Source organism: Paracoccus ferrooxidans, from assembly GCF_029909815.1.
GTDB classification, from domain to species: Bacteria; Pseudomonadota; Alphaproteobacteria; order Rhodobacterales; family Rhodobacteraceae; genus Paracoccus; species Paracoccus versutus.
Map to the genome: position 1 here is coordinate 60,719 of NZ_CP038198.1, position 19,527 is coordinate 80,245.

A 19,527-nucleotide genomic window follows, 5' to 3' on the forward strand; every position below is an offset into this window, starting at 1 on the left:
CTTCCGGTTCACCAGCCAATCCCGCAACGCCACTGCTGTGGCGTGTCCAAAGAGGAGTGCACCACCGGGAATACTTTAAGAAGCGTTAAGAGGTCCATGTGCGAATCGTCAAGCTGAAGCGTCTTGGTGTGGCGACAATGGCAGTGGGGCGGGCAGTGAAGCTGCGAGATCGTTGAGCGAATAGGTAGATCGTGTTGTTTTTTTTCTGGCGCGGGACAGATGGTATGAATTTTGTACGCTATCACCCATGCACTGGGTTGGTTGAGCCGATAGACTATTAGTATTGTGGCATAGTTGCTTTGCGTGATGATAACTATGACCTGCCCCCCGGTCGTCCCTCGTTCATAACGAGAGTCCTTGGGGTTGATATTGGTTGGTTTCGGGTGTGGCAAGCGCGCCGGGCGCGGAGCCCTCAGATTGCTCAAGCGCTCGGCGCGCGTCGGACGGGGTCTTGTTGCCCAGCGAGGAATGGGGCCTGACGTTGTTGTAGTCGTAGCGCCAGAGGGCCAGTTTGCGGCGGGCATCAGCCAGGCTGTCGAAGATTTCCTCGTTCAGGCATTCGTCGCGCAGGCTGCCGTTGAAGCTTTCGATGTAGCCATTCTGCTGCGGCTTGCCCGGGTCGATGTAGTGCCATTCGACGCCGTTCGCGTTGGCCCATTTCAGGATGGCCTTGCTGGTGAACTCGGTTCCGTTGTCGCTGACGATGCAAGCGGGCTTGCCGTAAATCCTGACCAGCGCATCCAGTTCCCGTGCCACCCGAGCCCCAGAGATGCTCGTGTCAGCGATCAACGCCAGGTTCTCGCGGCAGCAATCGTCGTTCACAGCCAGAATGCGGAACTTGCGGCAGGCCCCGAACGTGTCGGACAGGAAGTCTAACGACCACCGCTGGTTTGGCCTCAACGGCGCTGGTATTGGCGTCCGGCTACCTCGTGCCCTCTTGCGGCCACGCCTGCGGCGCACCGACAGGCCCTCTTCCCGGTAGATGCGATAGAGCTTCTTCTCGTTCATGATCATGCCCTTGCGCTCCAGCAGGATGCCCACGCGCCGGTAGCCGAACCGCCGGCGCTTCTCGGCAATCTTGTGCATCTCCTCACGGATTTCCGGGTTGTCGGGTGGCCTGTCACGCCGCACCGTCTTCGGATCGACACCGATCAGGACACAGGCCCGACGCTGAGAGATCGGATGATCCTTCATCGCCCGCAGCACCGCGTCCCGCCGTTGCACCGGTGTCGTCAGGGCTTTCCCAAGAGATCCTTCAGAACCACGTTGTCCAGCATGGCATCGGCCAGAAGGCGCTTCAGCTTCGCGTTCTCGTCCTCGAGCTGCTTCAGCCGCTTGGCGTCCGACAGGTCCATCCCGCCATACTTCGCCTTGAGCTTGTAGAACGTCGCGGGGCTCAACCCGTGCTTCCGGCAAAGCTCGGAAGTCGGCAAACCCGCCTCCTGCTCCTTGATCATCCCGATAATCTGCGCCTCGGTGAACCGGCTTTTCCTCATGTCGTCTGCTCCTTCTCAGGTTGGGCAGACTCTACATCACAGCGAGGGAACTTCCGGGGGGCAGGTCAGCGGATGTGATGGTTTCCAGCGTCCCGGTCTGGTTCGATCCGTAGTCCGGCATTGGTTCCCTCATGGATGGTTTCAGAAAACGACGTTGCCGACCCCGGGTGGCATCGCGGCCCGCCCAACCGACTTCCTACCGGATCAGCGCCGCGACCTCGCGGAATCGCGGATGCGTCGCCGTGCGCAGCCACTCGAACAGCACCATCTCGGTGGTGACGGTTTCGGCCCCGTGGCGCTCCATCCGGCGGATCGCGGTCTCCTTGCTTTCCGGCTGCCGCGATCCGATCGCATCGCGCACCACATGGACCTGACGCCCAGTTTCCAGCAGTCCCAGCACCGTCTGCAACACGCAGACATGCGCTTCCCAGCCTGCGACGATCACCTGCGCATTCGCAGGAATGCGATCCGCGAAACCTTCCTTGCCACAGGCCCCGAAGGATTGCTTCGCCACCACCGGGGCATCGCCGACCGGCAATTGCCCGACGGTCGGGCCAAGACCTTTCGGGTTCTGCTCGGTCAGCAGGCTTGGAACATCCAGCATCCCGGCTGCTTCCAGAAGCCGGCCGGCATTGCGCAGGGCAGCTTCGGCCTCATGAATGGCAGGCATCAGGCGGGCCTGGAAGTCGATGAGCAGAAGCAGCGAACGGGCGGAGTCGATCAGTGGCATGGGTCATCCTTTCGGAGGGAAGTCGATGTGTTTTGCTGCCGCGCTCAGGCGACGGTCGCGGGTCCAGAGCGTGGTGCCGGGGGCGAGCAGGGTGGCGGCGATCAGATGTGCATCGACATAGCCGATGCCGAGGCTGAAAAGCCGCCGCGCGTCGATCAATGCCATCACCTCGGCATGGCTGGCCATGGGCGCCTGCGGCAGGCCCTGCATCGCGGCGATGACGGTTTCCCGGTCCTTGAGGCTGCCGAGCGCCAACTCGCCGATGATGAAGGGATGCGCCAGCACCTGTTCGGCGTTCAGGAGATCGACCAGTTCCGTATCGCCCGCGCGTAGATGGTCGATCCAGATCGAGGTGTCGACGAGGATCACGGCGCCGGCTGCCGGCGCGGGGCCACCGAGGCCCGCTTGTCGGTGCCGCCGAGCAGGGCGAGCCGCCGGGCGCTCTCGCGCTCGATCAGGGCCTTCAGCCCCTCGCGCACCAGAACGGCCTTCTCGCCGATGCCGGTGAGCTCGCGGGCCTGCTGGAGCAACTCGTCATCGAGGTTCAGGGTCGTGCGCATGGCCATGTCTCCGAAAGTGACGCATCCAATGTAGCATCATTCGGTGATGATTACGATGCATCCCTAGAAACCCGCGCACCGCATTCTGCAAGTATTTTTATGCTGCCCTGCGCCAGCCTGCGACCAGCCCAAGCATAGCCGTTGAATCTTGCGGCGGACGGGTTTTTCTCATTGCATCGGATACCTGCAGGGAGGCTGGCACCACCTTGTCCGGCACGAAGATCCTTTGGGGCCAGATCGGCGTGGTGTTCCTGGTCGTGCTGATCTTCGTCTGGTCCGGCACGCAATGGACGGCCTGGCGGCTCGGCTTCCAGCCCGAGCTTGGCCCGGCATGGTTCGAGATCTGGGGCATTCCCGTCTATTACCCGCCGGCCCTGTTCTGGTGGTGGTACTTTTATGACGCCTACGCCCCGCGCATCTTCATGGAGGGCGGCATCATCGCCGCCTCGGACGGGTTCCTGGCTATCGGCATCGCCATCCTGATGTCGGTCTGGCGCGCCCGCGAGGCCGAGGATGTCGAGACCTACGGCTCGGCCAGATGGGCTGGGCGGGGCGAGATCGAGCGGGCGAGGCTGCTCGGCCCCGACGGGGTGGTGCTGGGGCGCTACCAACAGGACTACCTGCGCCACGACGGGCCGGAGCATGTGCTCTGCTTTGCGCCCACCCGATCCGGCAAGGGCGTCGGGCTGGTGGTGCCGACCCTGCTGACCTGGCCGGACTCGGCCATCGTCCACGACATCAAGGGCGAGAACTGGCAGCTCACCGCCGGGTTCCGGGCGAAGCACGGCCGCGTGTTGCTCTTCGATCCGACCAATGCCCAGTCTGCCGCCTACAATCCGCTGCTGGAAGTCCGGCGCGGCGAATGGGAGGTCCGCGACGTCCAGAACATTGCCGACATCCTCGTCGATCCCGAGGGCTCGCTGGAAAAGCGCAATCATTGGGAAAAGACCAGCCACGCCCTGCTGGTCGGCGTCATCCTGCATGTGCTCTATGCCGAGGAAGGCAAGACACTCGCCCGCGTCGCGGCCTTCCTCTCCGATCCGCGGCGCTCGATCGAGGCGACGCTGGCGGCGATGATGAAGACCCCGCATCTGGGCGAGGCCGGGCCGCATCCGGTCATCGCCAGCGCCGCGCGGGAACTGCTGAACAAATCCGAGAACGAACGTTCCAGCGTGCTGAGCACGGCGATGTCGTTTCTGGGCCTCTACCGCGACCCTGTCGTCGCCCAGGTGACATCGCGCTGCGACTGGCGCATCGCCGATCTGATCGCGGCGGAACAGCCCTCGACGCTCTATCTGGTGGTGCCGCCCTCGGACATCTCGCGCACCAAGCCGCTGATCCGGCTGGTCCTCAACCAGCTCGGGCGGCGGAGCCGCGCTACAGATCCTTCAGCAACAGATCGCAAAGCCTGGTGCTGGGTGACAGCATCACCTTCAACGAACGGTGGTCGGCCATCCTGTCGGGCAGCTACACATGGTTCGACGTCAAGAATTATGACGAGACCGGCACGGTCACGCAGAGATACAGCAAGAGTGGCTTCAGCTCCAGCGTGGCGCTGACCTACAAACCTGTCGCGAGCGTCGCCACCTATGCCGACTCGCTGCAAAGCGGCGGTATCGCGCCGACCACGGCCGCGAACGCCGGACAGGTGCCCGCACCCGAGCACAGCAAGCAGGTCGAGGCTGGGGTCAAGGCCGACCTAGGCGGCCTGGATGCTTTGGTGGCGGTGTTCCGTATCGAGCGACCCTTTGCTTTCACCGGCGAGGACAATGTCTATCCTGATCGTCTGGATGCTGGGCCGCGCGCTGGACGCAATGTCGATGGGTGACGATGAGGCCCACATACGCTTGGCGTTCCGGTGGCGCTGATCCGCTATGCCGTCATTGCCGTTGCGACGATGGTCTCGGCGATCTCGGTGTCGATGGTGGGCATCATCGGCTGGATCGGCCTGATCATCCCGCATATCGCGCGGCTGATGATCGGTTCGATGAACATGCGCCTGATCCCCGCTTCGGCCCTGCTGGGAGCGTCCTTCCTGGTCGGCGCGGACATCCTGGCGCGGTCGCTTTCGGGTATCGAGATCCCCATCGGCATTGTCACCGAGATCGTCGGCATCCCGATCTTCGTCCTCGTCCTGTCGCGCATCCGCCGGGGCTGGACATGAGCAGGGTCGTCATCTCTGCGCAGGGTCTGGGTTTCGACCGCGACCGGCGCGTCATCCTGTCGGACGTCGAACCCGCTATCCGCGAGGCCGAGATCGTCGCCATATTGGGCGCGAACGGGGTGGGGAAATCGACGCTGCTGCGGCTTATGCTGAAGCTGCTGCGGCCGGCGCGCGGCAGCGTCTTTCTGTATGAAGCCGGACATCCTGTTTTCCTCGTGTGCGTTACCCGACGCTGTTTCCAGGCAGCTTCGGGGGGCGGGCATCGCCGTGGCGTCCTTTCGCAGCAATTCCATCGACGCGCTGGTCGAGCGCGTGTTGATCACCGGCGAAATGCTTGGGCCGGATGCGCTTGAGATCGCTAGGAAATATCAGGGCTATTTCGACGACAACCGCCGCCGCGTCGCCGAGCGGCTGGAAGGCATCCCGCCTGATCGGTGCGTAAGGGTCTACCTGGCCTCGGGCGCGCCGCTTTCGACCTCGGGACGACCGTCGCTGAACCAGGACTGGATGGATCTGGGCGGGGCGATCAATATCGCGGAAAGCTGGTTCGGAGACATGCCCTATGCCTCGGGCACTGCCTCGCTTGAGGATATCATCGCCGGGAACCCCGATGTCATCATCTCGATGAATGCCGAGGACGCCGAGGAAATCCGCACCAGGCCGCAATGGCGCAACGTCAAGGCGGTGCGCGAGGGCCGGGTCTACGTCAATCCGCACAGGCTGTTCTGGTGGTGCCGGGGAACCTCGGAAGAAGCGCTTCAATTCCTCTGGCCGGCCAGCACGCTCTATCCGGACGCCTTTGCCGATATCGACATGCGCGAGGAAACCCGGCGTTTCTATCGCAACATCTACCGCATCGAACTGGTCGACGACGAGATCGCCGAGTTCCTGAAGTCGACATACTGACGCAGCCGTCCGGGATGATCATAGAGACAGCAGTGATGAGTTCGCGGACCTTTGAACCAAGCTTCTTTCGAAGTGGATGCCTTGGTCGGTGGCGCAATCTTTCCGCCGACCCGCGCGCGAGGGTTTTGTCGCATCGGGCAATATGCCGCAATATGCCCTTTGCCTTCCTTTCGTTATGCTTGAATGAATATAACGATTCGATGGGATGCGAGGAGGAGACGGGGGTGGTGGTTCGTATCGGCAAAGGACCGGCCGCATTGGCATCGGCACGGTCCATCCCGGCCGCGCGGGCACTGGCGCAGGGCCCGACGGGAACGGATCGCTCTGGCCCCTCCCGGCGGCAGGGGTGATGCGGATGGGCAGGCCGGCCCCTCTTGCGCCCGCCCGGCAGGTCGCACGGCCGCGACGCTGGCGCCTGACGGTGATCCCCGCGCTGGGGCTGGCCCTGCTGGGACTGGCGGTGTTTTCTCTGGGACTGGGGCGGGTGCCCATTCCACCGGGCACGGTGCTGGCGGTGCTGGCCTCGCAGTTCTGGGAGGTTCAGGCCGACTGGTCGCCTGCGGTCGAGCAGATCGTGACCAATGTCCGCCTGCCGCGCATTCTTGCCGCGATGCTGGTGGGGGCGGGGCTGGCCGCGGCCGGCGCAGCCTACCAGACGCTGTTTCGCAATCCCATCGTGGCGCCGGACGTCCTGGGGGTCTCGGCCGGGGCGGGCTTCGGGGCCTCGCTTGCCGTGACGCTGAACCTTGGCGCCTGGGCGATCCAGGCGGGTGCATTCGCCATGGGGCTTTGCGCCGTGGGGCTGGTCTTTGTCGTGGGGCAGGCCATCAACCGCCATTCGCTGATCGTGCTGGTGCTGGTCGGCGTGGTGATCGCGGCGTTCTTCCAGGCGATGATCTCGGTGCTGAAGATCGTGGCGGACCCCGTCGACGTGCTTCCCGCGATCACGTTCTGGCTGCTGGGCGGGCTGAACCGGGTGACGCCCGGCGACCTGCCCTTGGTGGCGCTGCTGGTCGGGCTGGCGCTGGCGGTGCTTTACGCCCTGCGATGGCAGGTCAACGTGATGAGCGTCGGCAGCGAAGAGGCGCGGATGCTGGGCGTGGACACCGGCATGATCCGCATCGTGCTGATCCTGTCGGCCACGCTGATGACGGCGGCGGCCGTCTCGATCGCCGGGATCGTCGGCTGGGTCGGGTTGGTGGTGCCGCATATCGCGCGGCTGCTCGTCGGCTCGTCCTTCGACCGGCTGCTGCCCGTCTCGGCCCTGACCGGCGCGCTGTTCCTGCTGCTGGTGGACAACCTGTCGCGCGGCGCCACCACGATGGAGATCCCGCTGGGCATCACCACCAGCGTCATCGGCGCCCCGCTGTTTCTGCTGCTGCTGTTGCGCGCAAGGACGGGGTGGTCATGAGGCTGGCGGTATCCGGCCTGTCCTTTGCCCATGGTGCCGGCGCGCAGCGGCTGGAGAATATCGGCTTCGTGCTGGACCCGGGCGAGGTGCTTTGCGTGCTGGGGCCGAACGGTGCGGGCAAGACGACGCTGCTGCGCTGCCTGATCGGGGCGCTGACGCCTTCGGGCGGCTCGATCCTGCTGGACGGACGGCCGGTGGCCAGCCTGTCGCCGCGTGCGCTTGCCCGCGGCATGGCCTATGTGCCGCAGGCGACGCAGCCGGCCTTCGGCCATCTGGTGCGCGAGATGGTGGTCATGGGCCGCTCGCCGCATCTGGGGCGGCTGGACATACCGGGCCGGGCGGACCGGGCCATCGCCATGGACTGCCTGGACCGGGTCGGGCTGGCCCATCTGGCCGAGCGTCCCTTTGCCGCCATCAGCGGCGGCGAGCGGCAGCTTTGCCTGCTGGCGCGTGCGCTGGCACAACAGGCGCGATTGCTGATCCTGGACGAGCCCGCGGCCAGCCTGGATTTCGGCAACCAGCTGCGGCTGCTGGACCTCGTCGCCGGGCTGGCGCGGGACGGGCTGGGCATCCTGATGGTCACGCATCACCCCGACCACGCCCTGCATGTCGGCAACCGCTTCATCGCGCTGCGCGGGGGGCGGATGCACGGGGCTGGGCCGGTCGCCGATCTGGCGCGGCCCGGCTATCTGAGCGCGCTTTACGGCCGCGGCATCCGCATCATCCGCGATGCCGACGGCACGCTGGCCTGCGCCCCGCTGTTCCATTCCCCGCAACCGGAGAGCAACCATGTTCCTTAAAGCCGTCCCCATCCTGTCAGGGATGCTCGTCCTTGGCCTGTCGGGCGCCGTGCTGGCCCGCGACATCACCGACATGGCCGGCCGCATCGTCACCGTGCCGGACCGGATCGACAGCGTCGCCACGCTGGGCTCGGTGCCGGTCATCAACAGCTTCGTCTTTGCCGCGGGCCAAGGCGCGCTGATCGCCAACGACCTGCCGCCCTGGGCGCGGCAATCGGGCCGCTGGGCCTGGCAGGACGTTTTCGCGCCGCAGCTTGCCCAAAGCCCCCGCGTCGAGGATGCCGAGCGCAACCTGGCGCTGGAGGAACTGCTGACGCTCAACCCGGACGTGGCGCTGACTTTCGCCCAGGACACAGCGGACCTTTTGGATCGGCACGGCATCGCGACCGTGGTGCTGCGCATCCAGACGCCCGAGGACGTCAAGGCCGGCGTGGCGCTGGTCGGCGATTTGCTGGGCAATGCCCGCATCGGCCCGGATTATGCCGCGTGGTTCGACGGCACGCTGGCCGACGTCGCGGCGCGGGTCGAAGGTGTGGCGGACCGGCCCTCGGTGCTTTATCTCAACCCGGTCAACATGACCCAGCCGCATCTGGTGGCGGAATGGTGGATCACGGCTGCCGGCGGGGATTCCGTCACCGACGACGGCCGCAGCGAGGAAACCCTGGCGCTGACCACCGAGGTCGTGCTGGCCGCCGATCCCGACATCATCATCGTCGGCGACCCGACCCATGTCGCCCGCCTGGATGTGGACGCCAACCTGTCGCAACTGCGCGCGGTGCAGGAGGGTCGGATTCTCGTCGCGCCGATGGGGGCGCATATCTGGGCCAATCGCACGGTCGAGCAGCCGCTGACCGTGCTTTGGGCGGCCTCGCATTTCCACCCCGAGCTTTTCCCCGAAGCCGAGTTGATCGCGACGGTGCGGGACTTCTACAAGAGCTTCTTCGGCACGGAACTCGACGACGGGCAGATCCGCGCAATCCTGGGGGGCAGGGTATGAGCGTCCCCCGCCCAAAGGACAGTGCCGTAAGCGCATCGTATCTTGAACGGACCTATGATGCCGTGACCGGGATACTCGGCGCCGAGGCCGAGGCGCGGACCGTCGGTCGCGCCACGCTGGGGCTGTTCTTCGTCGCCGTCACGCTGGACAGCGGCCATACCGGGCTGTGCGCCACGCCGCTGAAAGACATCCCCGAGGCGGTGTGCTGCCCCTCTTCGGCCATGGCGATGCCCTTTCCCGGCAAGCTGCGCGGCATGGGTGCGCTGCGGCTGGCGCAAGAGGCGCTGTCGCATGCGGGGTTGCGCCGCGCGCTCGGCATCGCGGCGCTGAACGCGCTGGCCCATCTGGCGGCCGAGCGTCGCGGGCCCCAGGGTTATCGCGTCGTCGAGGATGCCGACGCCTTCGACATCGCCCGCATCCGGCCCGACGAGACGGCGGTCGTGGTCGGTGCCTTCGGCCCCTTCCTCAAGGCGCTGCGGGGCATCGGCGCGCGGCATTTCGTGCTGGAAAAGGATCCGGCCACCCTGCGCCCCAACGAGATGGAGCATTTCCGCCCCGCCGAAAGCTATCCCCGGATCGTGCCCCAGGCGGACGTGTTGCTGATCACCGGCACCACGCTCGTCAATGACAGCCTGCCCGGGCTGATCGCCTGCGCCCGCCCCGAAGCGCGGGTTGTGCTGGTCGGCCCGACCGTGCCGATGCTGCCCGACGCCTTTCTTGCCCGCCGGGGCATGATCCTGGGCACCGTGCGCGTCGCCGATGCCGATGCGCTGCACGAGGTGCTGGCGCAAGGCGGCTCGGGCTATCACTTCTTCGGAAAATACGCGCCCAAGATCGTTCTGGTGCAGGATTGAACGCAACGCTTGAAAGGACATGCAGATGAGCGACGATACAAGGACCGTGACACTGACCAAGATGTGCCTGAAGCATGGCATCGGCATCCCGCGCGAAGGCGCCTTGGCGGCGCGCTTCCAGGCGGCGTTTCCGGCGGCGCATTACGACGACGAGGCCGGCGAATGGCGCATGGAATGGAAGAAGGGCGGCTTTGCCGAATCCAATGCCCGGCTCGAGGCGTTCTTCGCCGAAAGCGGGGTGAGCGTTGCCCATGTCGACAAATGCTGAGCTGCCTGCTGCCCTCGGCTTACCCCGGATAGGCGCGCAACGAGATCAGCCGGTGATAGGCGATGGCGGCCGCCACCAGCGTCACCGTTCCCGCCAGGATCGGCACGCCCAGGAAGGACCAGCCCGCGCCGGCCAGGATCACCACCAGCGGATCGCCGCCCGCGGGCGGATGCACGGTTCGGGTCAGCTGCATGACGGCGATGGCCAGGCGGGCCGGCAGGTGCCGGGCGATGTCGGGGCTTCCCTCCCTGGATGCCTCGGGGGTTGCACGAGGTGTCTTGTGGACAGGGCCGAGCCTGCATCCCGTCGCATGCAATCGCAAATCGGAGTTTTTCAACGATCCATAGACGGCTTCGATGATACCGCCCGGCGGCATGCGATTTTCCTGCGGTTCCGGCGGGTTGGGAGCGGGTTTCGCATCGGTCGCCGGCCAGTGCCGTGCCGCAAAACCTTGCTCAGCCGGGCGGGCTTGACAGCTGGCGCGGTTCCCGTCACCCCGGCGAACGATATGTCCATATGGAAATAACGAATCGATGCGCCCCGCTTCCGGTATCCTGCTTTCCCAAGGCCGCTTTGCCGACCGCACGCCCGGCGCCATTCCCGGCGCCAAGGCCGTCGCCGAAGCCTTGGCCGCGCAAACCGGGCTTTCTATGCAGGCGGTCGGAACCCCCGCGCCGGCGGCCGAGGACGGCTGGCAGGACGCATTGCGCGAGGCCGGCCCCTGGCTTGGGCAGCTTGCCGACGCGGTCCGGCACCGGATCGGAGCCGGCGAGCGCCCGCTGGTCGTCGCCAATACCTGCTCGGCCAGCATCGCCACCCTGCCGGCGGCGGCGCGGATGATCGACGGGCTGAACGTGCTTTGGGTCGATGCGCATGGCGATTTCAACACGCCGGAAACGACCGAGACCGGCTATCTTGGCGGCATGGCGCTGGCCGGGGCCTGCGGCCTGTGGCGGACCGGTCATGGCGGCGAGGTCTCGCCCGCGCGCGTCGCCCTGTTGGCCGCCCGCGACATCGACCCACCCGAAGAGGCCCTGTTGGCGCAGGCCGGCGTGCGGCGGTTTGCAGCGGGGGCCGAGCCGGAAACGGTGCTGGCCGCCCTGGGCGAGGGGCCGATCTGGTTGCATGTCGACTGGGACGCAATGGAGCCCGGCACGGTCCCCGCCGCCTATTCCGTTCCCGGCGGGCTTGTCCCCGACCGGCTGCGCGTATTTCTTGCCGCCATCCCGCCGGAGCGCATCGCCGGGGTCGAACTCGCCGAATTCGAAATGCCGGGGACGGCGCAGGCGGCGCAGGGGGCCATCGCGACCATCCTGGACATCGTCGGTCCGCTGCTACCCGCCGGGCGATGAGCCTGGGCTAGCCGGCTTGCAGCCGGGCGAAGGCGCCCGAGACCCAGCGCGGCAGGATCTCCTCTGCGGTCAACGGCGCGAGGGGGATGTCGTCGCATGCCGGATCGACCCAGCGCGCCTCGGCGATCTCGGCGCCGGGGACGATTTCGACCCCCTCAGGCAGATGCAGCAGGAACAGGTCGGCGACCACCTGCCGGCCGGGCTCGTTCGCAGCGCGGGCGCGAAACCGGCCCAGGGCGCGCATCTGCCCCGCATCCACCCGCAAGCCGGTTTCCTCGGCAAGCTCGCGGCACAGGGCGGCCGCGGCAGTTTCGCCGGCGCTGATCCTGCCGCCGGGCTGCTGGAAGGCGTGCGTTCCGGCCTTGCGCACCAGCAGCGTTCGGTCGTCCGGGCGCAGGACCAGTCCCGCTGCGATCATGATGTCCATCCGGCTCTCCATTCTTGATCCGACGGGGCCGGACCAGCCCGCCCGCATGGCAACGCCGCTGCGCCAGAGACCTTGCCGCCTTCGATCCACCATCCCCGTCCGGCGGGCGCAGCCGCTGGCCTCATGCGGCAAAGATCGCGTCGAGGATTTCCGCCTCGATGGCGGCCAGCTCGGGGCTGCCGCGGCGGGTCGGGCCGACGCGCAGGATCGCGGTTTCCTTCAGGATGCCGCCTTGCCCCAGCACGATGATGCGATCCGACAGCGCCACCGCCTCGGCCACGTCATGCGTGACCAGAACGGCGGTGAAGCCGGCGCGATCATGCATGTCGCGGATCAGGTTCTGCATGGTCAGCCGGGTCAGCGCATCCAGCGCGCCCAACGGCTCGTCCAGCAGCAGCAGGCCGGGATGGCTGACCAATGCGCGCGCCAGGGCCGCGCGCTGGCGCTGGCCGCCCGAAAGCTGCGCCGGCCAGAAATCCGCCTTGTCGGCCAGCTGCACCGAGGCAAGCGCCTCGGCCACCGCTTCGGGATCGGGGCCGCGGCGCAGCCCGACGGCGACATTGCCGGCGATGGTGGCCCAGGGCAGCAGGCGCGGTTCCTGGAACATGATGCGCAGCCGGTCGCCGGCCCGGTCCGCCGGCAGCCCGTCCACGCCGATGCTGCCCGAGCTGGGCTGGTCCAGCCCGGCGATCAGCCGCAGCAGGGTGGACTTGCCGCAGCCGCTCTTGCCGACGATGGACAGGAACTCGCCCGGCCGCACCTCGAGGTCGAGGTCGGCCAGCACCCGGTTGCCCGCGAAGCTGCGGCCCAGGTTGCGGGCCCGCACCGCCGCGCCGGCCCCGTCCGGCCGCAGCATGGGCGGGATGGCGATGGCGCGCGGCAGGATCTCAGTGATTGGCATAGGCGGGGCTCCATTTCAGGGCGCGCCGCTCCAGCGCGCGGGTCAGCGTGTCGGCCAGCTTGCCGAGAGCCGCGTAAAGCAGGATCGCCAGCACCACGACGTCGAGGATCATGAACTCGCGCGCCTGCATCGCCATGTAGCCCAGGCCCGACGAAGCCGAGAGCGTTTCGGCCACGATCAGCGTCAGCCACATGATGCCGAGGCCATAGCGCAGCCCGACGAAGATCGAGGGCAGGGCGCCCGGCAGCACGATGCGGCGAAACAGCGTGCGCCCGTTCATGCCATAGGCGCGGCCCATCTCGATCAGCTGCGGATCGACGTTGCGGATGCCGTGCAGGGTGTTGAGATAGATGGGGAAGAACACGCCAAGCGCGACCAGGAACAGCTTTGCCCCCTCGCCGATGCCGAACCATAGGATGACCAGCGGGATGAGCGCCAGATGCGGGATGTTGCGGATCATTTGCAGCGTGGCGTCGGTCAGCAGCTCGCTGCGGCGCGAGACGCCGTTGGCGATGCCAAGCGCAAAGCCGATGCCGCCGCCCACGGCCAGCCCAGCCAGCGCGCGGGTGGCGGAAACGCCAAGGTGGTTCAGCAATTCGCCCGAGGCGGTCATCCGCACCGCCGTCGCCAGGATGGCCGAGGGGCGCGGCATCACCGTATCCGCGATCAGCCCGGCCGCGCCGGCGATTTCCCACAGGACCAGGATCGCCGCCGGCACGGCATAGGGCAGCAGCGCGGCGGGCTGCGGCAGGCTTGGCCGCCAGCCGGCCAGGCGCTGCACTTTCAGGGTTTCGGCAAGGCTCATGTCACGCTCCCTGCTTGACGGCGGGCGTCCAGACGACCGAGGCGATGTCCAGCTGCCGGGGGATGATGCCCAGCTTGAAGAACTCGTCCGCAAGCTCCTGTTCATAGGCGACGTGCCTGGGCTCGATGAAGCCGACCAGCCCGAGGTCGCTGCCCTTGCGGGTCAGGAAGCGTTCCATCACCGATTCCGGCAGCCCGGTGGCCTTCGAGAGGGTGGCGATGGTGCCGGGCAGGTCGGCCTGGCCCTGCTTGCCCACGGCCTGCACCGTATCGATCAGCGTGGCGATCAGGTCCGGGTTGTCGCGGGCATAGTCGCCGTTGGCGGAATAGAAGTTGAACTCGGGCGCGAGCTGCTCGGTCGTGACCAGGACGCGGGTATTCGGGCGCGCCTCGGCCGAGGCGAAATAGGGATCCCAGATCGTCCAGGCCCCGATGGCGCCCGCGTCGAAGGCGGCGATCGCGTCCGGCGGCGACAGGTCCTGCGGCTTGATGTCGTCCAGCGTCAGCCCCGCCGTGCGCAGAAGCTTGATCGTCGCATAATGCGCCGAGCTGCCGCGCTTGAAGGCGACGGTCTGGCCTTTCAGATCCTCGACCTTCCGGATCGGGGAATCCTTGGGCACCAGGATGGCATGGCCTTCGCGCGAGCCCTGGCCCGCGCCGACAAAGACCAGGTTGCCGCGCGCGGCATGGGCAAAGATCGGCGGCACGTTGCCGGTATAGCCGAAGTCCAGCGCATTGGCCGACAGCGCCTCGAGCAGCGGCGGCCCCGAGGTGAACTCGGACCAGCTGACCCGGATGCCCTGGTCGGCCAGCGCCTGTTCAAAGGCGCCCGACCCCTTGACGAGGCCCAGAAGCCCGCCCTTTTGCCAGCCGACCCGCAGCTCCGTCGCGGGGGCGGCGCGCAGGATCGTCGGTGCGGCCAGCGCGGCAAGACCCAGGGCCAGCGTGGCGCGGCGCGAGAATGTGATGCTCATGACGATATCCTCTCAGAAGGCTTGCAGCAGCGGCGCGGGCTCGGCGGCCGGCTGGGGAACGGTATAGGGGGACAGGAAGGGTGCGAACTGTTCCACCGCCCGGTCCAGCCGGGCATGGGCGGCATCGTCGGCCAGCTTGCCGCCGGTGAATTCGCGGTCGGCGACATAGACGCCGGTGGCCAGCGTCTGCGCCTCGAAAAAGGCCATCAGCGGGCGCAGCTGGTGTTCGATCACCAGCGCATGGCGGTCGCCGCCGCCGGTCGCGGCCAGAAGCACGGGCTTGCCGGCCAGCATGTCGGGATCCAGGAGATCGAGGACATGCTTGAATAGCCCGGCATAGCTGCCCTTGTGGACCGGGCTTGCGATCACCAGCGCGTCGGCATTGATCAGCTCGGTCAGATGCGACAGCGCCTCGGGGTCGAGGTCGCCGATGTGGCGAGCATGGCCCAGCGAGGGGCCCAGATCGGCAAGATCGAAGACATGGCTGACGGCGCCGAAGCGGTCGGCGGCCAGATCCACGGCGGTCTGGACCAGGGCACGGCTGCGCGAGGGCGCAGAAAGGCTGCCGGCAAAGCCGGTGATGGTCAGGGCGGTCATGATGATCTCCTGTTCTGTTCGGTCCCGATGGGTCAGGACAGAGGGGACGTGGGGCCGGCGACGGAGGGTCGTGTCGCCGCCGGGGGCAGGATAGGGCCCGGCAGGGCATAGCGAGCGATCTCGCGCGCGACCCGGACCTGGCGCACCGCGCCCGAGGCCAGCTGAGGCGCCAGCCGCCCGGCAACATGGCGGCCGCACTGCGCGGGCCGGACATGCGGATCGTCATTCGGCGTGGTCGCCTGCGGGTCCGGCAAGCCTGGATTCCCGGCCAGCCCGTCCGCGAAATCGGTGCGGATCTCGGCGTTGATCGGCATGTGAAGCGCGTTTCTTCGAGGCGCCGGATCAGCGGCGGAATGGGCCGGCCCGCGGCCCGGTTCCGGCCGCGGCTCGGCCACGGTCAGGCGCACCGGCAGCCGCCTCCGCGCCGGTTGCCATGCCAGCACGGCGCCGGCGCGACCGTCCTGCGGGATGGCGATGCGCAGGGTCGCGGACATGGTCTCAGCCTCCAGCTGCGGCAAGGCGTGGCGCGGGCTGGGCCGGGCGATAGTCGTTGCCGACCGTCTCGCCAAAGGGGCCCATGTTGGCCGCAAGGCTGGCCTGCGGCAGCGGGTGTTCCAGCGGCAGCAGCGGCAGGACGCGCTCGCCGAAGCTGTAGGCCTCCTCCAGATGCGGATAGCCCGAGAGGATGAAGGTATCGATGCCGATGCGGCGATATTCGTCGATGCGCTCGGCCACGGTTTCGGCATCGCCGACCAGTGCCGTCCCGGCCCCGCCGCGCACCAGCCCGATACCCGCCCAGAGGTTCGGGCTGATTTCCAGCCTGTCGCGACGCCCGCCATGCAGCGCGGCCATGCGCGCCTGACCGACCGAATCCATCCGCGCGAAGGTTTCCTGCGCCTTGGCTATGGTGGCGTCGTCCAGCCGGCTGATCAGTTGCTCGGCCGCCTGCCAGGCCTCGGCATTGGTGTCGCGTACGATGACATGCAGGCGGATGCCGAAACTGACCTCGCGCCCCTCGGCGTCGGCCAGCCGGCGCACGGATTCGATCTTGTCGCGCACCTGCGCCGGCGCCTCGCCCCAGGTCAGGTATTTGTCGATCTGCCGCGCCGCCACCTTGTTTGCCGCATCGGACGAACCGCCGAAATACAGCGGCGGGCCGTTCTTCTGCAGCGGGTCGAACAGCAGCTTGCCGTCGTCGATCTTCAGGTGCTTGCCATGGTGGTTCACCGTCTCGCCGGCCAGCAGCGCCTTGTAGACGTTCAGGAATTCCTCGGTCACCTCGTAGCGTTCGGCATGGCTCAGGTGGATGCCGTCGCCGGCGTTCTCGACCGGGTCGCCGCCGGTAACCACGTTGATCAGCAACCGCCCGCCCGACAGCCGGTCCAGCGTCGCGGTCATGCGCGCGGCCAGCGTCGGCGATTGCAGCCCCGGACGCACCGCGACCAGGAAGCGCAGCTTTTCGGTCTGCGAGGCCAGCGCCGCCGCCGTGACCCAACTGTCCTCGCAACTGCGGCCGGTGGGCAGCAGAACGCCGAAATAACCCAGGGAATCCGCGGCTTGCGCCACCTGGCGCAGATAGGGCATGTTGACCGTCCGGCCGCCTTCGGCCGTGCCAAGATAGCGGCTGTCGCCATGCGTCGGCAGGAACCAGAGCACGCGGATCTTGTCGGGGGTTGGAATGCTCATGTTGGGGTCCTTTCGCTGATATCACGGCCGGGCGCCGGGATGCCGGTCGTCCTTGCGACCCAAGAAAACACTTAAATACGATAAGGTATATAGTGATTTGCGGTGAGATGGGAATTTGGGCTGAAACCAGCGTTTCGTGCAGCGGATTTGGAAGAATTCGCTAGAGAGGCGACGTCCGAGGGACTGATATTCTCTGCCCGGTGGGGCTTGGGATCGGCACGTCCAGAAGGAAGATGCTGCCCGAGGCAGTGGGGCGCATGATCGCCGCTTGTGCTGCCGCCGCGAATAGACGCCGACGCCTGCCATAAGCAGAAGCACCACCCCATCCGGCCGGCGACTGCGAGGAGCGCAGCCTGCGAGGCTTCGTCGCACGATGTGATGCTGGGCTTGGGCGCGAAGCATGGTGGTCGAGGGAACTTCGGACGGCAAAAATCGGATAGCAACCGCTTTTCATGTGTCCGCTGCGGTTCTGGCCGATCAGAAACGCGCGGTTTCCCCGATTTCGGACAGCCGGCTAAGACCGATCTGACCACCCGATACCGCCAGCCGGTGGCTGGCGTTACGCCTCAAGAATCCCTCGTCATGGCAGACGAACAGCACCGTTCCGCCGGATTGCGTGAACTCGGTGATCGCGCGCTCAAGCCGGCGCTGATGACGGGGATCGAGGCCGCGTTGGGTTTCGTCGAGGATCAGCAGGCGCGGGCGATGGGCAATGGCGGCGGCCACGGCGGTCAGCCTGCGCGCGCCGTTGTGCTGGTCCAGCGGATGGGCGAGGGCCAGGGCCTCCAGCCCCAGTGTGGCCAGCGCCCGCAGGGCCAGCCCAGGCGGATCGGGCAGGCGATGAAGGCGGGGGGCCATCATCGCCTCGTCCAGCAGCGTGGCGGCAAGAAACTGTCGGTCGGAATTCTGGAGCACCATTCCCAGAACCGCCGCCAGTTCCTTCGGCTTCGCCCGGCCGACCTGCACGCCCGCGACCGTGATCCGGCCCTTCGAAGGCCGCTCCAGCCCGGCGATCAGCCGCATCAGCGTCGTCTTGCCCGCGCCATTGGGTCCGGTGATCGCGACGGCCGCCCCTTGCGGCAGGTCCAGCTCCAGCCCCCGGAACAGCGGCCTCGCCGGGTCGTGGGCGAAGTCCAGGTCGCGGATCGTGATCATGTCCGCGCTTGTCGCAGGGCGGGCGGCGAGTGGCGAGGGTTGCGGCATATCCTGGAACGGGTGCAGCCTGCCGTCGCGCAGCTGCATCAGCTGGAAACCCTGCGCGCGCCAGGCCTCTGCGCTAACGTCCAGCGCAAGCACCGACATGTCGGGCGCAAGCCGGGTCAGCCGCTGGGTCAGACCCTCGCGCGCCTCGTGGTCCAGATCGGTCAGCGGCTCGTCCAGGATCAGTAGGGCGGGCCGCATCGCCAGCGCACCGGCGATGGCCAGCCGCTGCGTCTCGCCGCCCGACAGCCGCCTTGGATCGCGCAGGGCCAGGGCCGTCAGCCCCATCGCTTCCATGGCCGCCTCGACCCGGTCCAGGACCTGGCTGTGGGGCAGGCCAAGGTTTTCCGGCCCGAAGGCGATCTCGGCCCGGACCGTGGCCGCCCGGCCCGACAGTTGCAGGTCCGGCCTTTGCCCGACCAGTTGAACGGTCGCCACGCGTTCGGTCCCGGCCAGGGCAGACAGTGGCCGCCCCCGCCACAGCACGGCCTCGCTGCCGGCAAGGCCCGCGGCACAGCGGGCCAGCGTGGACTTGCCCGCCCCGTTGCCGGCGATCACCGCGACCCGGCCACCGGGCGGAAGGTCGAGGTCCAGCCCGTCGAGGACGGCTGGCCCGCCCGGCCAGGAAAAGCGCAGGCCCCGCAAAGACAGGCTCATGCCAGCATCCCCAGGATCAGGATGCAGGCGGCCAGCAGCGCCGAGGCCAGCCGCAGCCGGTATTGGCCCGGCGTGTCGGGCGGGGGCGCCAGCAACGTGCGGCAGGGTTGGCTGCGAAAGCCCCGTGCCTCCAGCATCTGCGCGCGCGGGGCTGCCTCGACCAGTTGCAGGCGGATCAGCGCGATGGCGATATGCGAGATCGCGCGCAGGCGTTGCCGTGGTGATCCGCTCAGCGGCAACCCGCGCAGTTGCAGCGCATCGCGCAGCGCCGCCCCTTCCAGCGACAGCCCCTGGGCCAGGCTCAGTGGCGCGGTCAGCAGATAGGCGATGCCAGAGGGCAGGCCCTTGTCCTCGAGCCCGTCCGCCAGTTCGCCGGGGGTGGTCGAGCCGACGATCATCAGCCCCGCCGCCAGCAGCGCGGCAAGGCGCAGCAGGATCATGCCCGCATGGGCAAGGCCGGCGGGATAGATGGCGACGGGGCCAAGGACGGTCGCCGGCCCCCGCGCGATCAGCAGGCCATGCACCAGAGCCAGCGCCAGGGCCACGGGCAGAAGCAGCAGCGCCATGCGGCGCAGCACGAAGCAGCCCAGCCCCGAGGCCGCCGCGACGGCAAGGCAGGCGAGGGTCGCGAATGCCAGGGCGACCGGCCCTCCCACGGGCAGCAGCGCCAGGACCGGCAGGCAGAGCGCCAGCTGGGTCACGGGATGCAGCCGCCTCGGCGGGTCCGGCACGGCGGCCATACG

General features: G+C 67.6%; 22 protein-coding genes and 3 pseudogenes. 11 read left to right on the top strand and 14 right to left on the bottom strand.

The annotated features are described in order from the left end of the window. Positions 1–342 precede the first annotated feature (342 nt). The 4 genes from E3U26_RS00285 to E3U26_RS00300 all read right to left on the bottom strand — a co-directional run bounded on the left by E3U26_RS00285 (position 343) and on the right by E3U26_RS00300 (position 2,786). Positions 343–1,496, bottom strand: a protein-coding gene (locus E3U26_RS00285) for an IS3-like element ISPfe1 family transposase (protein ID WP_114537220.1) whose coding sequence is annotated in 2 segments (ribosomal slippage) — positions 343–1,250 and positions 1,250–1,496 — 1,155 coding nt in all. Because the reading frame shifts where the segments join, the coding sequence is not laid out codon by codon here. A 196-nt stretch (positions 1,497–1,692) separates the two neighbouring features. Beyond that, positions 1,693–2,226 carry an isochorismatase family protein gene (locus E3U26_RS00290; RefSeq protein ID WP_449045229.1) on the bottom strand — a complete coding sequence of 178 codons (534 nt, stop codon included), beginning with the start codon at positions 2,224–2,226 and terminating at the stop codon, positions 1,693–1,695. 3 nt (positions 2,227–2,229) lie between these two features. Then, positions 2,230–2,595 (bottom strand): type II toxin-antitoxin system VapC family toxin, encoded by a 366-nt coding sequence (locus tag E3U26_RS00295; protein WP_214272867.1) that lies wholly within the window; start codon positions 2,593–2,595, stop codon positions 2,230–2,232. Then, a complete protein-coding gene (locus E3U26_RS00300) occupies positions 2,592–2,786 on the bottom strand; it encodes a type II toxin-antitoxin system VapB family antitoxin (RefSeq protein ID WP_072463131.1) in 195 nt (64 codons plus the stop codon). Before E3U26_RS00300 ends, E3U26_RS00295 begins: the two co-directional genes overlap by 4 nt. Before the next feature lie 206 nt (positions 2,787–2,992). On the opposite strand from E3U26_RS00300, the pseudogene traG reads away from it, so the two are divergent. The 10 genes and pseudogenes from traG to E3U26_RS00350 all read left to right on the top strand — a co-directional run. Then, positions 2,993–4,156, top strand: a pseudogene (traG, locus tag E3U26_RS00305) (IncP-type conjugal transfer protein TraG); the annotation flags it as partial. A gap of 26 nt (positions 4,157–4,182) precedes the next feature. Further along, positions 4,183–4,614 (top strand): annotated as a pseudogene (locus E3U26_RS00310) (TonB-dependent receptor domain-containing protein); the annotation flags it as partial. A 30-nt stretch (positions 4,615–4,644) separates the two neighbouring features. Then, positions 4,645–4,950, top strand: a complete 306-nt coding sequence (locus E3U26_RS00315) for an iron chelate uptake ABC transporter family permease subunit (protein ID WP_499105082.1) — start codon at positions 4,645–4,647, stop codon at positions 4,948–4,950. Continuing rightward, a pseudogene (locus E3U26_RS00320) lies at positions 4,947–5,078 on the top strand (ABC transporter ATP-binding protein); the annotation flags it as partial. The gene E3U26_RS00315 and the pseudogene E3U26_RS00320, both read left to right, overlap by 4 nt. 61 nt (positions 5,079–5,139) lie before the next feature. After that, on the top strand, positions 5,140–5,856 hold the full coding sequence (locus E3U26_RS00325; RefSeq protein WP_499105084.1) for an ABC transporter substrate-binding protein: 717 nt from the start codon (positions 5,140–5,142) through the stop codon (positions 5,854–5,856). 355 nt (positions 5,857–6,211) lie between these two features. Next, the gene (locus E3U26_RS00330) at positions 6,212–7,267 is read left to right on the top strand and encodes a FecCD family ABC transporter permease (RefSeq protein ID WP_499105086.1); all 1,056 of its coding nucleotides are present in this window, start codon (positions 6,212–6,214) and stop codon (positions 7,265–7,267) included. Continuing rightward, on the top strand, positions 7,264–8,067 hold the full coding sequence (locus tag E3U26_RS00335) for an ABC transporter ATP-binding protein (protein ID WP_499105088.1): 804 nt from the start codon (positions 7,264–7,266) through the stop codon (positions 8,065–8,067). Before E3U26_RS00330 ends, E3U26_RS00335 begins: the two co-directional genes overlap by 4 nt. Continuing rightward, positions 8,057–9,064, top strand: coding sequence for an ABC transporter substrate-binding protein (locus tag E3U26_RS00340; RefSeq protein WP_499105090.1), 1,008 nt, complete (start codon positions 8,057–8,059; stop codon positions 9,062–9,064). The genes E3U26_RS00335 and E3U26_RS00340 overlap by 11 nt, the downstream gene beginning before the upstream one ends. 62 nt (positions 9,065–9,126) lie before the next feature. After that, on the top strand, positions 9,127–9,918 hold the full coding sequence (locus E3U26_RS00345; RefSeq protein WP_499105092.1) for a Rossmann-like domain-containing protein: 792 nt from the start codon (positions 9,127–9,129) through the stop codon (positions 9,916–9,918). 25 nt (positions 9,919–9,943) lie between these two features. After that, positions 9,944–10,186: a hypothetical protein gene (locus tag E3U26_RS00350; RefSeq protein ID WP_449045224.1), complete on the top strand. Its 243-nt coding sequence runs from the start codon at positions 9,944–9,946 to the stop codon at positions 10,184–10,186. A gap of 19 nt (positions 10,187–10,205) precedes the next feature. Here the strand turns inward: E3U26_RS00350 and E3U26_RS00355 are convergent, their stop codons facing one another. Then, positions 10,206–10,379, bottom strand: a complete 174-nt coding sequence (locus E3U26_RS00355; RefSeq protein WP_499105093.1) for an HPP family protein — start codon at positions 10,377–10,379, stop codon at positions 10,206–10,208. Between the two features lie 340 nt (positions 10,380–10,719). Between E3U26_RS00355 and E3U26_RS00360 the strand changes: the two genes are divergently transcribed. Further along, entirely contained in the window at positions 10,720–11,538 is an 819-nt protein-coding gene (locus E3U26_RS00360; RefSeq protein WP_499105095.1) for an arginase family protein, read from the top strand. 7 nt (positions 11,539–11,545) lie between these two features. Here the strand turns inward: E3U26_RS00360 and E3U26_RS00365 are convergent, their stop codons facing one another. From E3U26_RS00365 to E3U26_RS00405, 9 genes are all read right to left on the bottom strand, one after another. Beyond that, on the bottom strand, positions 11,546–11,965 hold the full coding sequence (locus E3U26_RS00365; RefSeq protein ID WP_499105097.1) for an NUDIX hydrolase: 420 nt from the start codon (positions 11,963–11,965) through the stop codon (positions 11,546–11,548). Positions 11,966–12,086: 121 nt separating this feature from the next. Beyond that, complete coding sequence (locus E3U26_RS00370; RefSeq protein WP_036757508.1) at positions 12,087–12,866, bottom strand: ABC transporter ATP-binding protein; 780 nt, start codon at positions 12,864–12,866, stop codon at positions 12,087–12,089. Further along, positions 12,853–13,671: an ABC transporter permease subunit gene (locus E3U26_RS00375; RefSeq protein ID WP_083539197.1), complete on the bottom strand. Its 819-nt coding sequence runs from the start codon at positions 13,669–13,671 to the stop codon at positions 12,853–12,855. Before E3U26_RS00375 ends, E3U26_RS00370 begins: the two co-directional genes overlap by 14 nt. A gap of 1 nt (position 13,672) precedes the next feature. Then, positions 13,673–14,644, bottom strand: a complete 972-nt coding sequence (locus tag E3U26_RS00380; RefSeq protein ID WP_449045218.1) for an aliphatic sulfonate ABC transporter substrate-binding protein — start codon at positions 14,642–14,644, stop codon at positions 13,673–13,675. A 12-nt stretch (positions 14,645–14,656) separates the two neighbouring features. Further along, positions 14,657–15,241, bottom strand: coding sequence for an NAD(P)H-dependent oxidoreductase (locus E3U26_RS00385; RefSeq protein WP_449045217.1), 585 nt, complete (start codon positions 15,239–15,241; stop codon positions 14,657–14,659). Between the two features lie 32 nt (positions 15,242–15,273). Next, positions 15,274–15,735, bottom strand: coding sequence for an FAD/NAD(P)-binding protein (locus E3U26_RS00390; RefSeq protein ID WP_499105099.1), 462 nt, complete (start codon positions 15,733–15,735; stop codon positions 15,274–15,276). A 4-nt stretch (positions 15,736–15,739) separates the two neighbouring features. Beyond that, on the bottom strand, positions 15,740–16,927 hold the full coding sequence (gene ssuD / locus E3U26_RS00395) for an FMNH2-dependent alkanesulfonate monooxygenase (RefSeq protein WP_499105100.1): 1,188 nt from the start codon (positions 16,925–16,927) through the stop codon (positions 15,740–15,742). A 477-nt stretch (positions 16,928–17,404) separates the two neighbouring features. Continuing rightward, positions 17,405–18,784, bottom strand: a complete 1,380-nt coding sequence (locus E3U26_RS00400) for an ABC transporter ATP-binding protein (RefSeq protein WP_499105101.1) — start codon at positions 18,782–18,784, stop codon at positions 17,405–17,407. Further along, positions 18,781–19,485 carry an energy-coupling factor transporter transmembrane component T family protein gene (locus E3U26_RS00405; RefSeq protein WP_499105102.1) on the bottom strand — a complete coding sequence of 235 codons (705 nt, stop codon included), beginning with the start codon at positions 19,483–19,485 and terminating at the stop codon, positions 18,781–18,783. The genes E3U26_RS00400 and E3U26_RS00405 overlap by 4 nt, the downstream gene beginning before the upstream one ends. Positions 19,486–19,527 lie beyond the last annotated feature (42 nt).

What these genes read in the sequence shown, in the direction of transcription:
- E3U26_RS00290 (WP_449045229.1), bottom strand. Translation starts at nt 2,226, where the DNA reads ATGCCACTGATCGACTCCGCCCGTTCGCTGCTTCTGCTCATCGACTTC.
- E3U26_RS00300 (WP_072463131.1), bottom strand. Translation starts at nt 2,786, where the DNA reads ATGCGCACGACCCTGAACCTCGATGACGAGTTGCTCCAGCAGGCCCGC.
- E3U26_RS00325 (WP_499105084.1), top strand. Translation starts at nt 5,140, where the DNA reads ATGAAGCCGGACATCCTGTTTTCCTCGTGTGCGTTACCCGACGCTGTT.
- E3U26_RS00330 (WP_499105086.1), top strand. Translation starts at nt 6,212, where the DNA reads ATGGGCAGGCCGGCCCCTCTTGCGCCCGCCCGGCAGGTCGCACGGCCG.
- E3U26_RS00335 (WP_499105088.1), top strand. Translation starts at nt 7,264, where the DNA reads ATGAGGCTGGCGGTATCCGGCCTGTCCTTTGCCCATGGTGCCGGCGCG.
- E3U26_RS00340 (WP_499105090.1), top strand. Translation starts at nt 8,057, where the DNA reads ATGTTCCTTAAAGCCGTCCCCATCCTGTCAGGGATGCTCGTCCTTGGC.
- E3U26_RS00350 (WP_449045224.1), top strand. Translation starts at nt 9,944, where the DNA reads ATGAGCGACGATACAAGGACCGTGACACTGACCAAGATGTGCCTGAAG.
- E3U26_RS00355 (WP_499105093.1), bottom strand. Translation starts at nt 10,379, where the DNA reads ATGCAGCTGACCCGAACCGTGCATCCGCCCGCGGGCGGCGATCCGCTG.
- E3U26_RS00360 (WP_499105095.1), top strand. Translation starts at nt 10,720, where the DNA reads ATGCGCCCCGCTTCCGGTATCCTGCTTTCCCAAGGCCGCTTTGCCGAC.
- E3U26_RS00365 (WP_499105097.1), bottom strand. Translation starts at nt 11,965, where the DNA reads ATGGACATCATGATCGCAGCGGGACTGGTCCTGCGCCCGGACGACCGA.
- E3U26_RS00370 (WP_036757508.1), bottom strand. Translation starts at nt 12,866, where the DNA reads ATGCCAATCACTGAGATCCTGCCGCGCGCCATCGCCATCCCGCCCATG.
- E3U26_RS00375 (WP_083539197.1), bottom strand. Translation starts at nt 13,671, where the DNA reads ATGAGCCTTGCCGAAACCCTGAAAGTGCAGCGCCTGGCCGGCTGGCGG.
- E3U26_RS00380 (WP_449045218.1), bottom strand. Translation starts at nt 14,644, where the DNA reads ATGAGCATCACATTCTCGCGCCGCGCCACGCTGGCCCTGGGTCTTGCC.
- E3U26_RS00385 (WP_449045217.1), bottom strand. Translation starts at nt 15,241, where the DNA reads ATGACCGCCCTGACCATCACCGGCTTTGCCGGCAGCCTTTCTGCGCCC.
- E3U26_RS00390 (WP_499105099.1), bottom strand. Translation starts at nt 15,735, where the DNA reads ATGTCCGCGACCCTGCGCATCGCCATCCCGCAGGACGGTCGCGCCGGC.
- ssuD (WP_499105100.1), bottom strand. Translation starts at nt 16,927, where the DNA reads ATGAGCATTCCAACCCCCGACAAGATCCGCGTGCTCTGGTTCCTGCCG.
- E3U26_RS00400 (WP_499105101.1), bottom strand. Translation starts at nt 18,784, where the DNA reads ATGAGCCTGTCTTTGCGGGGCCTGCGCTTTTCCTGGCCGGGCGGGCCA.